Annotated in this window: 13 protein-coding genes and 2 pseudogenes; 10 read left to right on the top strand and 5 right to left on the bottom strand. The window is 67.3% G+C overall.

The window, feature by feature from the left end; translation table 11 throughout:
* The 4 genes and pseudogenes from ADBZ5U_RS08720 to ADBZ5U_RS08735 form a co-directional block, all read left to right on the top strand.
* Window positions 1-329 (top strand): SAM-dependent methyltransferase (locus ADBZ5U_RS08720; protein WP_526264451.1); only part of this gene is annotated, 329 nt, incomplete at its 5' end.
* Window positions 330-341: 12 nt separating this feature from the next.
* The gene (locus ADBZ5U_RS08725) at window positions 342-737 is read left to right on the top strand and encodes a phage holin family protein (RefSeq protein WP_526264453.1); all 396 of its coding nucleotides are present in this window, start codon (window positions 342-344) and stop codon (window positions 735-737) included.
* Window positions 738-1,040 (top strand): annotated as a pseudogene (locus tag ADBZ5U_RS08730) (DNA-formamidopyrimidine glycosylase family protein); the annotation flags it as partial.
* Between the two features lie 84 nt (window positions 1,041-1,124).
* Window positions 1,125-1,592, top strand: coding sequence for a zinc finger domain-containing protein (locus ADBZ5U_RS08735; RefSeq protein ID WP_526264475.1), 468 nt, complete (start codon window positions 1,125-1,127; stop codon window positions 1,590-1,592).
* 97 nt (window positions 1,593-1,689) lie between these two features.
* Here the strand turns inward: ADBZ5U_RS08735 and pgi are convergent, their stop codons facing one another.
* On the bottom strand, window positions 1,690-3,348 hold the full coding sequence (gene pgi, locus ADBZ5U_RS08740) for a glucose-6-phosphate isomerase (RefSeq protein ID WP_526264455.1): 1,659 nt from the start codon (window positions 3,346-3,348) through the stop codon (window positions 1,690-1,692).
* Between the two features lie 50 nt (window positions 3,349-3,398).
* Between pgi and ADBZ5U_RS08745 the strand changes: the two genes are divergently transcribed.
* The 3 genes from ADBZ5U_RS08745 (at window position 3,399) to ADBZ5U_RS08755 (ending at window position 6,623) form a co-directional block, all read left to right on the top strand.
* Complete coding sequence (locus ADBZ5U_RS08745; RefSeq protein WP_526264457.1) at window positions 3,399-4,856, top strand: NAD-dependent succinate-semialdehyde dehydrogenase; 1,458 nt, start codon at window positions 3,399-3,401, stop codon at window positions 4,854-4,856.
* 250 nt (window positions 4,857-5,106) lie between these two features.
* Entirely contained in the window at window positions 5,107-5,859 is a 753-nt protein-coding gene (locus ADBZ5U_RS08750; protein WP_526264459.1) for an ANTAR domain-containing protein, read from the top strand.
* Window positions 5,860-5,888: 29 nt separating this feature from the next.
* A complete protein-coding gene (locus ADBZ5U_RS08755) occupies window positions 5,889-6,623 on the top strand; it encodes a GAF and ANTAR domain-containing protein (RefSeq protein WP_526264461.1) in 735 nt (244 codons plus the stop codon).
* Between the two features lie 76 nt (window positions 6,624-6,699).
* Here ADBZ5U_RS08755 and ADBZ5U_RS08760 read toward each other — a convergent pair whose 3' ends face one another.
* Window positions 6,700-6,993 (bottom strand): chorismate mutase, encoded by a 294-nt coding sequence (locus tag ADBZ5U_RS08760; RefSeq protein WP_526264463.1) that lies wholly within the window; start codon window positions 6,991-6,993, stop codon window positions 6,700-6,702.
* A 195-nt stretch (window positions 6,994-7,188) separates the two neighbouring features.
* On the opposite strand from ADBZ5U_RS08760, the gene ADBZ5U_RS08765 reads away from it, so the two are divergent.
* A complete protein-coding gene (locus tag ADBZ5U_RS08765; RefSeq protein WP_526264465.1) occupies window positions 7,189-9,531 on the top strand; it encodes a UvrD-helicase domain-containing protein in 2,343 nt (780 codons plus the stop codon).
* Here ADBZ5U_RS08765 and ADBZ5U_RS08770 read toward each other — a convergent pair whose 3' ends face one another.
* Window positions 9,532-9,933, bottom strand: a complete 402-nt coding sequence (locus tag ADBZ5U_RS08770) for a cupin domain-containing protein (RefSeq protein WP_526264467.1) — start codon at window positions 9,931-9,933, stop codon at window positions 9,532-9,534.
* 79 nt (window positions 9,934-10,012) lie between these two features.
* The gene (locus ADBZ5U_RS08775; protein WP_526264469.1) at window positions 10,013-10,828 is read right to left on the bottom strand and encodes a M23 family metallopeptidase; all 816 of its coding nucleotides are present in this window, start codon (window positions 10,826-10,828) and stop codon (window positions 10,013-10,015) included.
* A gap of 322 nt (window positions 10,829-11,150) precedes the next feature.
* Between ADBZ5U_RS08775 and sucC the strand changes: the two genes are divergently transcribed.
* Complete coding sequence (sucC, locus tag ADBZ5U_RS08780) at window positions 11,151-12,347, top strand: ADP-forming succinate--CoA ligase subunit beta (RefSeq protein WP_526264471.1); 1,197 nt, start codon at window positions 11,151-11,153, stop codon at window positions 12,345-12,347.
* Between the two features lie 3 nt (window positions 12,348-12,350).
* The gene (gene sucD, locus ADBZ5U_RS08785; RefSeq protein WP_526264473.1) at window positions 12,351-13,253 is read left to right on the top strand and encodes a succinate--CoA ligase subunit alpha; all 903 of its coding nucleotides are present in this window, start codon (window positions 12,351-12,353) and stop codon (window positions 13,251-13,253) included.
* A gap of 111 nt (window positions 13,254-13,364) precedes the next feature.
* Here sucD and ADBZ5U_RS08790 read toward each other — a convergent pair.
* Window positions 13,365-14,210, bottom strand: a pseudogene (locus tag ADBZ5U_RS08790) (LLM class F420-dependent oxidoreductase); the annotation flags it as partial.
* Window positions 14,211-14,465 lie beyond the last annotated feature (255 nt).

Consider the following 14,465-nt stretch of genomic DNA (forward strand, 5'->3'; position numbering starts at 1 on the left):
TCATCCCCGGCATCACCGCGGTCCAGGCGCTGACCGCCCGGCACCGCATCCCGCTAAACGACGTGGGCGAGCCGGTGCTGATCACCACCGGACGCCGGCTCCGGGAGAACGGGCTCACCGGGTCGGCCGTGGTGATGCTCGACGGGGACTGCGCATTCCTGGGTTGTCCGCCGCAGACCCGGATCTGGTGGGGCGCCTATCTGGGCACCGCCGACGAAATCCTGGTGGCCGGAACCGTCGGCGCGGTGGGGCGGCGCATCGCCGCGGTGCGCGCCGACGCACGCGCCCGTCACGGCTGGATCATGGACACCTATCTGCTGCGCGCGTGACATCATGGGAGCATGAGTTTCCTGGTGCGCGTGGCGTTCACCGGCCTTGCGCTGTGGTTGGTCACCCTGATCGTGCCGGGCATGAGTTTCGTCGGCGGTGAGACCACCGCGCAGCGCGTCGGCATCATTCTCTTCGTCGCGTTGGTCTTCGGGTTCGTCAACGCCATCGTCAAGCCTCTGGTCGCGCTTCTCTCACTGCCGCTGTACGTGCTGACGCTGGGCCTGTTCCACGTCGTGGTCAACGCGCTGATGCTGTGGATCACCGCCTGGATCACCGACCACACCACGCACTGGGGTCTGCACATCGACAAGTTCTGGTGGACCGCGATCTGGGCGGCCGTCCTGTTGTCCATCGTGGGCTGGGTGCTCTCCGGCCCGATGCGCAGCACCGAGCGCGCCATCGGCTGAGTGCCCGAACTCCCCGAAGTCGAAGCGCTCGCCGACCATCTGCGCCGGCATGCCGTCGGCAAGTCCGTCATCCGGGTCGACGTCGCGTCGCTGTCGGCGCTGAAGACCTTCGACCCGCCGACCACCGCCCTGCACGGCCGCACCGTCACCGCGGCTCATCGCTGGGGAAAGTACCTGGGTGTGGAGGCCGGTGATCTGCACCTGATCACCCATCTGTCCCGGGCCGGGTGGCTGCGCTGGTCGGACCGACTCAGCCCGGCCCCGCTGCGGCCCGGCAAGGGTCCGATCGCGGTGCGCGTGCATCTCGACGGCGGAGAGGGTTTCGACCTCACCGAGGCAGGCACCCAGAAGCGCCTGGCGGTGTGGCTGGTCGCCGACCCCGCGGCGGTGCCCGGCATCGCGACGCTGGGACCCGACGCGCTGAGTCTCAGCGCCGGACGACTCGGTGATCTGTTGGCGCCCAACGGCGGTCGGATCAAGACCGTCCTGTCCGATCAGAAGGTCATCGCCGGGATCGGCAACGCCTACAGCGATGAGATCCTGCACGCCGCGCGGCTCTCACCGTTCGCGACGGCGTCGAAACTAACCGCGGCGCAGGTGGAGGCCCTGCACGCCGCCATGGCGTCGGTGCTCAGCGACGCCGTCGAACGCTCGGTCGGCCAGCAGGCCGCAAAATTGAAGGGGCAGAAGCGCTCCGGTCTTCAGGTACATGCCCGCACCGGCCTGCCCTGCCCGGTGTGCGGTGACGCGGTGCGGGAAGTGTCCCTCGCGGACAAGTCGTTTCAGTACTGTCCTGGATGTCAGACCGGCGGCAAGGTGCTCGCCGACCGGCGGATGTCGAGGCTGCTCAAATGAACCCGCGACTCAATCACCCCCGCGAGCAGACGTAAAAGTCTCCGACACGCCGCGATGCCGGGGACGTTTACGTCTGCTCGCGGGAGAGGGCGGGGGGTTACGGGGTGCGGCCGCGCTCCTGCCGGTAGCGGCGGACCAGCGCGTCGGTCGAACTGTCGGACTGGGTGGCCGGCGAGGCCGCCTCGGTGATCACCGGCAGCAATGCCTTGGCCTGGGTCTTGCCCAGTTCCACCCCCCACTGGTCGAAGGAGTCCACCCCCCAGATCACCCCCTCGACGAACACCTGGTGCTCGTAGAGCGCGATCAACTGACCCAGCACCGACGGGGTCAGCCGGGTGGCCAGGATCGACGTCGTCGGCTTGTTGCCCGGCATCACCTTGTGCGGCACCACCTCGGCCGGTGTTCCCTCGGCTGCGATCTCCTCGGCGGTCTTGCCGAACGCCAGCACCTGCGTCTGGGCGAAGAAGTTGCTCATCAGCAGGTCGTGCATGCTGCCCGTCCCGTCGGCGGTGGGCAGGTCGTCGGTCGGTTGGGAGAAGGCGATGAAGTCGGCCGGCACCAGTCGGGTGCCCTGGTGCAACAGTTGGTAGAAGGCGTGCTGGCCGTTGGTTCCGGGCTCGCCCCAGAAGATCTCCCCGGTGGCGACGGAAACCGGCGTTCCGTCGGCGCGCACCGACTTGCCGTTGGACTCCATGGTCAGCTGCTGCAGATAGGCGGCGAAACGCGCGAGGTCGTTCGAATACGGCAGCACCGCCCGGGTTTCGGCGCCGAAGAAGTCGGAGTACCACAGCCCGATCAGGCCCAGCAGCGCGGGTGCGTTGGACTCCAGTGGCGCGGTGGCGAAATGGCGGTCGACGAGGTGGAAGCCGGACAGGAAGTCGGCGAAGGCCGCCCGGCCGATCACCGCCATCAGCGCCAGCCCGATCGCCGAGTCCACCGAGTAACGGCCGCCCACCCAGTCCCAGAACCCGAACATGTTCGCCGCGTCGATGCCGAACTCCTCGACCAGTTTCCTGTTCGTCGAAACCGCCACGAAGTGCTTGGACACCGCGTCGTCGCCGAGGGCGTCGACCAGCCAGCGTCGCGCCGCGGTGGCGTTGGTCAGCGTCTCCAGGGTGGTGAACGTCTTGGAGGCGACGACGAAAAGCGTTGTGGCAGGGTCGAGTCCGTCCAGTTTGGCCACCAGGTCGGCCGGGTCGACGTTGGAGACGAAGCGCGCCGATATCCCGGCGTCGGCGTAGTGGCGCAGCGCCTGATAGGCCATCGCCGGGCCGAGGTCCGAGCCGCCGATGCCGATGTTGACGACGGTCTCGATCCGCTTGCCGGTGGCCCCGGTCCAGTCGCCCGAGCGCAGCCGGTCGGTGAAGTCGCCCATCGCGTCGAGCACCGCGTGCACGTCGGCAACGACGTCCTGACCGTCGACGCTCAGTGTGGCTTCCCGCGGAAGCCGCAGCGCGGTGTGCAGCACCGCCCGGTCCTCGGAGGTGTTGATGTGCTCACCGGCGTACATGGCGTCGCGGCGTTGCTCAAGTCCCGCCGTGCGGGCAAGATCGACCAACAGCGCCAGGGTCTGGCGGTCGACCCGGTGCTTGGAGTAGTCGATGTAGAGGTCGCCGACATTCAGCGTCAACTCCCGGCCCCGGTCGGGATCCTCGGCGAATAACTCCCGCAGATGCTTGTCGGCGATCTGCTGGTAACGGCGGCCCAGCGCGGTCCAGGCGGCGCTGGCAGTGATATCCCCGGTGTCGGCGCTCATTGTCCAGACCCTATGCGCCACCGGCCTTCCATGGGGTAGATCATTGAGCTATGGCTAACCCAGATGTCTCGCGGTTGTTGGCGTCGGTTCCCACCGGCCTGTGGGTCGGCGGGGAGGAGCGTGCGGCGAAGTCCACCTTCGAGGTGCTAAATCCGGCCACCGACGAGGTGCTCGCCACGCTGGCCAGCGCCGACGCCGCCGACGCGGTCGCCGCCCTGGACGCCGCCTGCGCGGTCCAGCACGAGTGGGCCGCCACCCCGGCCCGGGAGCGCGGTGAGATCCTGCGGTCGGTGTTCGAGATGATCATCGAGCGCGCCGACGACTTCGCGACGCTGATGACCCTGGAAATGGGCAAGGTCCTCGCCGAAAGCATGGGCGAGGTCAAATACGGCGCCGAATTCTTCCGCTGGTTCGCCGAGGAGGCCGTTCGCATCCACGGCCGGTACACCCCCAGCCCGGCCGGGACCGGCCGGATCGTCGTCACCAAACAACCCGTCGGCCCCTGCTACGCGATCACACCGTGGAACTTCCCGCTGGCGATGGGGACCCGCAAGATCGGCCCGGCGCTGGCGGCCGGGTGCACCATGATCGTCAAGCCGGCGCAGGAGACGCCGCTGACGATGATGCTGCTGGCCAAGCTCATCGACGATGCCGGACTGCCCAAGGGTGTGCTGTCGGTGCTGCCCAGCAATCAGCCGCGGGAGGTGACCACCGCCCTGATTGAGGATGGCCGATTGCGCAAGATGAGCTTCACCGGTTCCACCGGGGTGGGTAAGGCACTGCTCAAACAGTCCGCCGATGCGCTGCTGCGCACCTCGATGGAACTCGGCGGCAACGCCCCCTTCGTGGTGTTCGACGACGCCGATGTCGACGCCGCGGTCGAGGGCGCGATGCTGGCCAAGATGCGCAACGGCGGCGAGGCCTGCACGGCGGCCAACCGGCTCTACGTCGCCAATCCTCTGCTGGAGGACTTCACCGACAAGTTCGTCAAGAAGATGGGCGAGATGAGCATCGGCAACGGGCTGGATCCTTCGACCAAACTGGGTCCGCTGGTCAATCCCAAGCAGGTCGCCTCGGTGCAGGAACTGGTCAACGACGCGGTGGAAAAAGGCGCCAAGGTGGCAGTCGGCGGTCAGGCCCCCGGCGGCCCCGGCAACTTCTACCCGGCCACCGTTCTCACCGAGGTTCCCCCGAACGCGCGCATCCTCAAAGAGGAGGTGTTCGGACCCGTCGCGCCGATCGTCGGCTTCGATACCGAGGAGCAGGGCATCGCGGCTGCCAATGACACCGAGTACGGACTGGCGTCCTATATCTATACGCAGTCGCTGGATCGGGCCCTGCGGGTGGCCGAGTCCATCGCCTCGGGCATGGTCGGCGTCAACCGCGGGGTGATCTCCGACCCCGCCGCACCGTTCGGTGGGGTCAAGGAGTCCGGGTTCGGCCGGGAGGGCGGCTTCGAAGGCATCGATGAGTATCTCGACGTGAAGTACATCGCTCTGACCAAATAGCCCCCCGGGGCAGAGGCCCGGTATCGGAAAAACCGGGGCGTTGCCTTCGCGACACCTTGGGCGTAACGTCGGTTTCAGGACAGCTTCCCCCAGCCCCCGGCAAGCTTGAGGTATTTAGTGCTGATGTGGGGATATGCATTGGGCGACAACGGTTCTCCGATGAATTGTGTTGCTGTGATTCGAGTCCGCCTGCACGCTCCTGATGTGCAGACCCAGCAACCAGCCATCCCGTTCGTCAGTGGGTCGGGACATGGGTGAGGGCGGCGCGGCGGATGCCAGGGCCCGGTTCCTGGCTTTCGTCGACGCGGTTGCCGACCAAGCCGAGGGCGCCGAGCAGTTGTGTTCCGCATGCGTGCAGACGCTGCCGGTACAGCGGTCCGGAATCGTGATTCACGTCAACGGCGTCGGTCTGGAGGTGCTCTCGGCCAGCGACACAGTCGCCGAACGGGTCGAGTGGACACAAGTCACCCTGGGCGAAGGGCCCGCTGTCGACGCGATCGCCCAAGGCGTGCCCGTCCTATTGCCCGACCTCACCGCGGCCCATGGATCCTGGCCGGCATTCCTCGCCGAGATCGCGAAGTACGACATCGGCGCGATCTACGCCCTTCCGTTGCGCATCGGGGCCATCAAAGTGGGGTCCTTGGACCTCTTCTGCGATACCGGATCAGCTCTGAGTAAGTCCGGCCTGGCCGATGCGATAACGGTCTCCGAACTGGTCACCGCTGTGCTAATCAATGTCGATGGGAATGGCCGGATTCCGGGGTCATTGTCGTCCTGGCTGAATCAGCCGCTGAGCACCCGTGAGGTCCACCAGGCCACCGGGATGGTGATGGCGCAACTGGGAACCGACGCCCGATCGGCATACGTACGCCTTCAGGCATACGCATTCGGCAATCACCGACTGCTCCAGGATGTGGCAAGCGACGTCGTCAATCATCGCCTTCGTTTCGATCCCCAATCGCACGGCGATCCCGGACCCGGCAGGAAGGCGCCACCGTGTTAATCGGCACCACTCAACAAGGAGATTAAGCGGTGGAAGACTACGGACTATTAGCCGATACCTTCAAACGGTTGGGCGCCAGCCTGGTGGAGGACTATGACCCGGTCGAGCTGTCACAGCAACTCGTCGACAGTTGCGTGGCATTGCTGCCGATCGCCGCGGTCGGTCTGTTGATCTGTGACAGCCACGGCGACCTGCATGTGCTCGCATCGAGCAGCGAGGAAGCGCGATTGCTTGAAACACTTCAGCTTGCGGCCGATCTGGGCCCATGCCTGCTGGCTTTCCGAAGCGGCGAGCAAGTCATGGTCGACGATCTCCGGACCGACCCGCAACGCTGGCCGGAATTCGCCGAACGGGCAGCGGAATACAACTTTCGTTCGGTGTGCGCGTTGCCGCTGCGTCTACGTGATGAGCATGTCGGTGCCCTGAACCTGTTCCGGGCAGAGGTTGGTGCCCTCCTGCCGGCGGATGTAGCAGTCGGCCAAGCTCTTGCCGACATCGCCACGATCGGCCTCCTGCACCAACGAGTCATGAACCGTTCGCAATTGATCACCCAGCAACTGCAGACCGCCCTCAACACCCGCGTCATCATTGAGCAGGCCAAGGGGATACTAGCTGAGCGAGCCGGTGTGGATATGGAGCGCGCATTCAACTTACTGAGGTCCCACGCGCGCAGGACCCGTCAGAAGCTCGCCGACGTCGCCAACGCGATCGTCTGCAACACCGTAGATACCGAGTCGATCATCAACCCGAACCTACCGACTTAGCCAAACCCCGGGTCCGAGCCGGCGCTGCCTGATGGCCGGCCTCAGTGCCCGAGCCGGCGCTGCCTGATGGCCGGCCTCAGTGCCCGAGCCGGCCGCGGCCCATGCGCAGCAGCAGCATCGCCAGGTCTTTGCCGTCCTGCCCGAGTTCGCCGTACCGCTCGATGACCTTCATCTCCCGGCTGTGCACCAGCCGGGTGCCACCGGAGGCCATCCGGACCTTTCCGATCGACTGGGACACCTCGGTCCGCCGTTTGACGGCCGCCAGGATCTCCGCGTCGAGGCGGTCGATCTCAGCGCGCAGGGCGTCGATGTCGGTGAGTTCTTCGGTGGTCATGTCGTCGTTCTCCTGGTGTGGGGGTTCTGGTCTCATCGGTCCGGGTCCTCACACAAGAGAGCCCCGGATCCGGACGGACCGCGGGGCTGTCGAGTCGAGCAGCTATGCCTCCACGGGCACCGCGGACCGGTCCCCGTAGAAAAATCGCTGCGAATTCACACGCTGAGTGTGCCACCAGGTGGCGTGCCTTCGCAAAGGGCTGTCGCCGGGCGGCGGTAGGTTGGGTGGGTCATGACTGTGCAGGCGTTCGAGTCACCGGTCCCGGCGTCGTCCGCCGAACTGCTGGACGGTCTCAACCCCCAGCAGCGCCGGGCGGTGCTGCACTCCGGATCGCCGCTGCTCATCGTCGCCGGCGCGGGTTCGGGCAAGACCGCGGTCCTCACCCGGCGGATCGCCCACCTGCTGGCCGCCCGCGACGTCGGCCCGGGCCAGATCCTGGCCATCACCTTCACCAACAAGGCGGCCGCCGAGATGCGCGAGCGGGTGGCGCAGCTGGTCGGCTCCCGGGCCCGGAACATGTGGGTCTCGACGTTCCACTCCACCTGCGTGCGGATCCTGCGCAACCAGGCGTCGCTGCTGCCGGGCCTGAACTCGAACTTCTCCATCTACGACGCCGACGACTCCCGACGTCTGCTGCTGATGATCGGCAAGGACATGGGGATCGACGTCAAGCGCTACTCGCCGCGGCTGCTGGCCACCTCGATCTCCAACCTCAAGAACGAGTTGATCGGCCCCGAGCAGGCCATCGCCGCGTTGGAACCCGGAGGCGAGGACCTCGTCCGCATCGTCGCAGAGGCCTACCTCGAATATCAGCGCCGGCTGCGCGCCGCCAACGCCCTGGACTTCGACGACCTGATCGGCGAGACGGTCGCGGTGCTGCAGCGCCACCCGCAGATCGCCCAGTACTACCGCCGCCGCTTCCGCCACGTCCTGGTCGACGAATATCAGGACACCAACCACGCCCAGTACGTCCTGGTGCGGGAGCTTGTCGGAGTTTCCGCGCCGGACACCGACACGGTGCCACCGGCGGAACTGTGCGTCGTCGGTGACGCCGATCAGTCGATCTACGCCTTCCGCGGCGCGACCATCCGCAACATCGAGGACTTCGAACGCGATTTCCCCAGCGCCACAACCATTCTGCTCGAGCAGAACTACCGCTCGACCCAGACCATCCTGTCGGCGGCGAACTCGGTGATCGCCCGCAACGCCGGCCGGCGGGAGAAGCGGCTGTGGACCGACGCCGGGGACGGCGAACTCATCGTCGGCTACGTCGCCGACAACGAGCACGACGAGGCCCGCTTCGTCGCCGGCGAGATCGACACCCTCGTCGACGGCACCGACCACGGCTACAACGACGTCGCGGTGTTCTACCGGACCAACAACTCTTCTCGCGCGCTGGAGGAGGTGTTCGTCCGCGCCGGAATTCCCTACAAGGTGGTCGGCGGCGTCCGGTTCTACGAGCGCAAGGAGATCCGCGACATCGTCGCCTACCTGCGGGTGCTGGACAACCCCGGTGACGCGGTGAGCATGCGCCGGATCCTCAACACCCCGCGCCGCGGGATCGGCGACCGCGCCGAGGCCTGCCTGGCCGTCTACGCCGAGAACACCGGGTGCACCTTCGCCGATGCGTTGGCCGCCGCCGCCGAGGGTAGGGTGCCGATGCTCAACACCCGCTCGGAGAAGGCGATCGCCGGATTCGCCGAATTGCTCGACGAACTGCGCGGCCTGCTGGGCGAGGAGTTGGGCGACCTGGTCGAGGCCGTGCTGGACCGCACCGGTTATCGCCGCGAACTGGAGTCCTCCAACGACCCCCAGGACCTGGCCCGGCTGGACAACCTCAACGAATTGGTCAGCGTCGCACACGAATTCAGCATCGACCGGGCCAACGCCGAAGCGCTGGCCGCTGAAGACGACGCCGGCGAGGACGCCGTCCGGGCCGGGGTGCTGGCCGAGTTCCTGGAGCGGGTTTCCCTGGTCGCCGACTCCGACGACATCCCGGCGGGCGACGCCGGAATCGTCACTCTGATGACGCTGCACACCGCCAAGGGCCTGGAGTTCCCGGTCGTTTTCGTCACCGGCTGGGAGGACGGCATGTTCCCGCACATGCGGGCGCTCGGCGACCCGGGCGAGCTTTCCGAGGAGCGGCGGCTGGCCTACGTCGGGATCACCCGGGCCCGCCAGCGGCTCTATCTCTCCCGCGCCAAGATTCGCTCGTCCTGGGGTCAGCCCATGCTCAACCCCGAGTCGAGGTTCCTGCGTGAGATCCCCGAGGACCTCATCGACTGGCGGCGCACCGACCCGGGGCCGGTCATGGGTTCGGGGCTCAGCGCCCCGGTCGCCGGACGGTTCGGGCCGCCCGGCGGGGCGGGACGGCCGTCGCCGATGCGATCACCGGCGGGCAGGCGGCCGCTGATCGTCCTCGAACCGGGTGACCGGGTCAATCACGACAAGTACGGACTGGGGCGCGTCGAAGAGGTCTCCGGGGTCGGGGAGTCGGCGATGTCGCTGATCGACTTCGGCGGCGCCGGCCGGGTCAAGCTGATGCACAACCACGCGCCGGTACAGAAGCTGTAATTATTCGGTGGTCTTGCCGTCGAAGTGCTCGTGGGCGGCCGACGCGTCCGCGCTGGTGGCATGGACGGTCCCGTCGACATGCTCGGGCGGGCTGTAGACGGTGTAGAGCCGCAGGGTTTCCTTGCCGGTGTTCACGACGTTGTGCCGGGCGCCCTGGGGCACGACGATCCCGTCGTCGGCCTTGACCGGGTTGCGGGTGGAGTCGATCCAGACCTCGCCCTCGCCGGTCTCGATCCGGAAGAACTGGTCGACGTCGTCGTGGACCTCTTCGCCGATCTCTTCACCGGGCGCGATGGCCATGACGACGAGCTGGAGGTTGTGACCGGTGTAGAGAACCCTGCGGAAGTCGTTGTTCTCCTCGGTGAGTTTCTCGATGTTGTCGACGAAGCCCTTCACGTCCACACCTCATTCTTCGAATTCGAACAGCCCGCCAGACGGGACCGCTGCGGGGGGGGCAGGCGGAAAACGTGCCGTCAGCCGACTACGGGCCGACCGGGACACCGTGCGACGCCAGCCACGGCACCGGGTCGGTGGCGTTGTGGCCGCCGAGCAGCACGGAGAAGTGGAGGTGTGGGCCGGTGGAGTTGCCGCGGTTGCCGATGGTGGCGATCTGGTCCCCGGCGAACACCCGCTGACCGACCTGGACGGTCCAGGAATCGATGTGCCCGTAACGGGTCACGGTGCCGTCCGAGTGGGTCAGCAGCACCCAGGCGCCGTAGCCGGAGTTGGTGTACCCGGCTTCCTTGACGACGCCGTCGGCGGCGGCGTAGATCGGCGTTCCGATCGGCCCCGCCAAGTCGACACCGTCGTGCATGGCACCCCAGCGGAAGCCGAAGCCGGAGGTGAAGATTCCGCGGGTCGGCATCGCGAACGCCGGACGCTGCAGCAGCGCCTCGCGCTGTGCGCGCTCGGCGGCGTAGGCCACCCCGCGGGCGAACTCCTCGCTGTGCACCGCGGCGTTGGCGGCGGGCTTGACGGCGACCAGTTCAGGACCGCGGGTCAGGGGGGTGCCCTCGGCGGGAGTCATCTCGGAGGCCAGCACGGTTCGGGTGGTGGTCTGCGGCGCGGGCCGGATCATCGTGACGTAGGCGGCGGCGGCGGCCGCACCGGCGGCCATCGCGGCGATGAGCGCACGGCCCCTGGCTGCGCTGGTGGGCTGGCGGCGGTGCTTGGGGGTGCGCGGCAGGACGTCGGTGACCTCGGTGCTGCTGAACATCGGCTGCCCGGTGCGGCGGCTGGTGGCGGCGAACTCGGCCGGAACGTCGAGCAACGGGGTCAGATCCTCGACATCGGACATGTCGATGAACTGCGGCGATGGGTCCGCCTCCGAGGCGCGCGCGGGCGAGTGCGGGGATGGGGTCGTCCGAAGCTGCGTCAAAACGAAAGTCCTCAAGTCCGTGACCAAAGCGTTATCTAGTCCGGTGAACGGTAACCATTGGGACCTCGGGGTCGCAACCCAGATGGGCGTGACGCCGGGGATTGTGACCTGTGTCACTTCGACCCGGCGCGGGCCGTTTTCGCCGTGCGGGCGGGGTTCGACGGCCTGTTGCCTGCGGTTACAGTTCCCACGGAGCGACTTCGTCAAACCAGGACCTAGTAGAGAGCCCAACAGAGACGCAATGGACCTTTTCGAGTACCAGGCGAAGGAACTCTTCGCCAAACACAACGTCCCCACCACCCCGGGCCGGGTCACCACCTCCGCCGCCGACGCCAAGGCGATCGCACAGGAGATCGGCCGGCCGGTGATGGTGAAAGCGCAGGTGAAGACGGGTGGGCGAGGCAAAGCCGGGGGCGTGAAGTTCGCCGCGACGCCCGAGGACGCCTACATCTGCGCCGGGGACATCCTCGGCTTGGACATCAAGGGCCATGTGGTGAGGAAACTGCTGGTGTCCGAGGCAAGCGACATCGCCGAGGAGTACTACCTGTCCTTCCTGCTCGACCGGGCCAACCGCACCTACCTGGCGATGTGCTCGGTGGAGGGCGGCATGGACATCGAGGAGGTGGCCGCAACCAAGCCTGAGCGCCTCGCCAAGGTTCCGGTGGACGCAGTCAAGGGGGTCGACGTGGCTTTCGCCCGCCAGATCGCCGAGAAGGGCCATCTGCCCGCCGAGGTGCTCGACGCCGCCGCGGTCACCATCGCCAAGCTGTGGGAGGTCTTCGTCGGGGAGGACGCGACCCTGGTCGAGGTCAACCCGCTGGTGCGCACCCCCTCCCGGGGTGAGGGAGATCCGGGCCAGATCCTGGCCCTCGACGGCAAGGTGACGCTGGACGGCAATGCCGACTTCCGTCATCCCGACCACGCCCGGTTCGAGGACATCGAGGCCACCGACCCGCTGGAACTCAAGGCCAAGCAGCACGACCTGAACTACGTCAAGCTCGACGGCGAGGTGGGCGTGATCGGCAACGGCGCCGGACTGGTGATGTCGACCCTGGACGTGGTGGCCTACGCCGGGGAGAGGCACGGCGGAGTCAAGCCGGCCAACTTCCTCGACATCGGCGGCGGCGCCTCGGCCGAGGTGATGGCTGCCGGGCTGGACGTGATCCTGGGCGACGAGCAGGTCAAGAGCGTCTTCGTCAACGTCTTCGGCGGCATCACGTCCTGCGACGCGGTGGCCTCGGGCATCGTCCAGGCCCTGCAGATGCTCGGCAAGGACGCCAACAAGCCACTGGTCGTGCGATTGGACGGCAACAACGTCGAGGAGGGCAGACGGATTCTGTCTGACGCCAACCATCCGCTGGTGACGCTGGCCGAGACCATGGACGCCGGTGCCGACAAAGCCGCCGAACTCGCCTTCGCGGCCGGAAAGGACGCCTGAACCATGTCGATCTTCCTCAACAAGGACTCCAGGGTGATCGTCCAGGGCATCACCGGCGGGGAGGCCACCAAGCACACCGCGCTGATGCTCAAGGCCGGCACCCAGGTGGTCGGCGGTGTCAACGCCCGCAAGGCCGGCACCACCGTCTCGCACAAGGACAAGAGCGGAAGCGACGTCGAGTTGCCGGTGTTCGGCTCGGTCGCCGAGGCGATGCAGAAGACCGGCGCGGACGTGTCGATCGCGTTCGTGCCGCCGAAGTTCGCCAAGGACGCCGTCATCGAGGCCGTCGACGCCGAGATCCCCCTGCTGGTGGTCATCACCGAGGGGATCCCGGTGCAGGACACCGCCTACGCCTGGGCCTACAACGTCGACCACGGCAACAAGACCCGCATCATCGGGCCCAACTGCCCGGGCATCATCACGCCGGGCGAGGCACTGGTGGGGATCACCCCGGCCACCATCACCGGCAAGGGACCGATCGGCCTGGTGTCGAAGTCCGGCACGCTGACCTACCAGATGATGTTCGAACTGAGGGACTTCGGCTTCTCCACCGCGATCGGCATCGGCGGCGACCCGGTGATCGGGACCACCCATATCGACGCCATCGAGGCGTTCGAGAAGGATCCGGAAACCAAGCTGATCGTGATGATCGGCGAGATCGGCGGTGACGCCGAGGAACGGGCCGCCGACTACATCAAGGCCAACGTCACCAAACCGGTCGTCGGCTACGTCGCCGGGTTCACCGCACCGGAGGGTAAGACCATGGGTCACGCCGGCGCCATCGTCTCGGGTTCCTCGGGCACCGCGGCGGCGAAGAAGGAAGCACTCGAGGCCGCCGGGGTGAAGGTCGGCAAAACCCCCTCTGCCGCAGCGGAATTGGCCCGGGAGATCTTGAACAGCCTGTGACGCTTCCTGCGCGAGCAGACACAAACGTCCCGTACTTCACGGCGTGTCGGGACCCTTTGCGTCTGCTCGCGGGGGAGGGGTTCGCGGGGGAGGGGTTCGCGGGGGAGGGTCGACCATCGCGGCGAGCTTTCCGGCCAGCCGTTCGACGTAGGCCCCCACCTCCGCGACGGACTTGTCGGGGAGGCCGAAGAGCACCTCGGTCACCCCGATCCGCCGCCAGTGCTCGAGCTTTTCCGGGACCGGCCTGAAATCCAGCGCGACGATCTGCGGGGCGCCCTCCCGTCCGGCGTCGGCCCAGATGTCCTTCAACAGCCGCACCGGTGCGTCGATGTCGAAATCCCTCGGCGTGGTGATCCACCCGTCGGCGCTGCGGGCGATCCACCTGAAGTTCTTCTCGGTCCCGGCCGCGCCGACCAGGACCGGTACATGGGGCTGGGCCGGCTTGGGCCATGCCCAACTCGGACCGAAGTTCACGAACTCGCCTGCGTAGCAGGCTTCCTCCTGCGTCCACAGCGCACGCATGGCCTCGATGTACTCGCGCAGCATCGTGCGCCGGCGGCCGGACGGCACGTTGTGGTCACTCAACTCGTCGGTGTTCCAACCGAATCCGACCCCCACACTGACTCGGCCGCCCGACAGATGGTCAAGAGAAGCGATGGTCTTCGCCAGGCTGATCGGGTCGTGTTCGACGGGCAGCGCGACCGCTGTGGACAGCCGGACCCGCGACGTCACCGCGGCCGCCGTGGCCAGGCTGACCCAAGGGTCCAGGGTTCGCATGTAGCGGTCGTCGGGCAGTGACTCGTCACCGGTGGTGGGATGGGCGGCCTCCCGTCTGACCGGGATGTGGGTGTGCTCGGGGACGTAGAAGGTCCTGAAGCCGTGATCCTCGGCGAGTCTGGCGGCCGCCGCGGGCGTGATGCCGCGATCGCTGGTGAACAGCACGAGCCCGTAGTCCATGTGCACAATTAGAACGTGTTCCGTCGGTGTCGTCACGGACCGGCCGGGGACACGCCCGCGGTCAGCCGTGGCCACTGCGTCGTGCGATAGCGTGGGGTCCGGACGTCGAGTCCCTCACCCCGAGGAGAGACCATGACCTACCCGCCCGCCAACCCGGGCTTCCCGGCACCGCAGCCGCCCGGCGGCTACGGCGGTCCCGCGCCCGCGCCCGCGTCCGGCCCGGGCAGGTCGCCGTCCTACCTCACCGCCGGCGTG

This window comes from Mycobacterium sp. (assembly GCF_040398885.1).
Lineage (GTDB): Bacteria > Actinomycetota > Actinomycetes > Mycobacteriales > Mycobacteriaceae > Mycobacterium.

What these genes read in the sequence shown, in the direction of transcription:
- ADBZ5U_RS08725 (WP_526264453.1), top strand. Translation starts at nt 342, where the DNA reads ATGAGTTTCCTGGTGCGCGTGGCGTTCACCGGCCTTGCGCTGTGGTTG.
- pgi (WP_526264455.1), bottom strand. Translation starts at nt 3,348, where the DNA reads ATGAGCGCCGACACCGGGGATATCACTGCCAGCGCCGCCTGGACCGCG.
- ADBZ5U_RS08745 (WP_526264457.1), top strand. Translation starts at nt 3,399, where the DNA reads ATGGCTAACCCAGATGTCTCGCGGTTGTTGGCGTCGGTTCCCACCGGC.
- ADBZ5U_RS08750 (WP_526264459.1), top strand. Translation starts at nt 5,107, where the DNA reads ATGGGTGAGGGCGGCGCGGCGGATGCCAGGGCCCGGTTCCTGGCTTTC.
- ADBZ5U_RS08760 (WP_526264463.1), bottom strand. Translation starts at nt 6,993, where the DNA reads ATGAGACCAGAACCCCCACACCAGGAGAACGACGACATGACCACCGAA.
- ADBZ5U_RS08765 (WP_526264465.1), top strand. Translation starts at nt 7,189, where the DNA reads ATGACTGTGCAGGCGTTCGAGTCACCGGTCCCGGCGTCGTCCGCCGAA.
- ADBZ5U_RS08775 (WP_526264469.1), bottom strand. Translation starts at nt 10,828, where the DNA reads ATGTCCGATGTCGAGGATCTGACCCCGTTGCTCGACGTTCCGGCCGAG.
- sucC (WP_526264471.1), top strand. Translation starts at nt 11,151, where the DNA reads ATGGACCTTTTCGAGTACCAGGCGAAGGAACTCTTCGCCAAACACAAC.
- sucD (WP_526264473.1), top strand. Translation starts at nt 12,351, where the DNA reads ATGTCGATCTTCCTCAACAAGGACTCCAGGGTGATCGTCCAGGGCATC.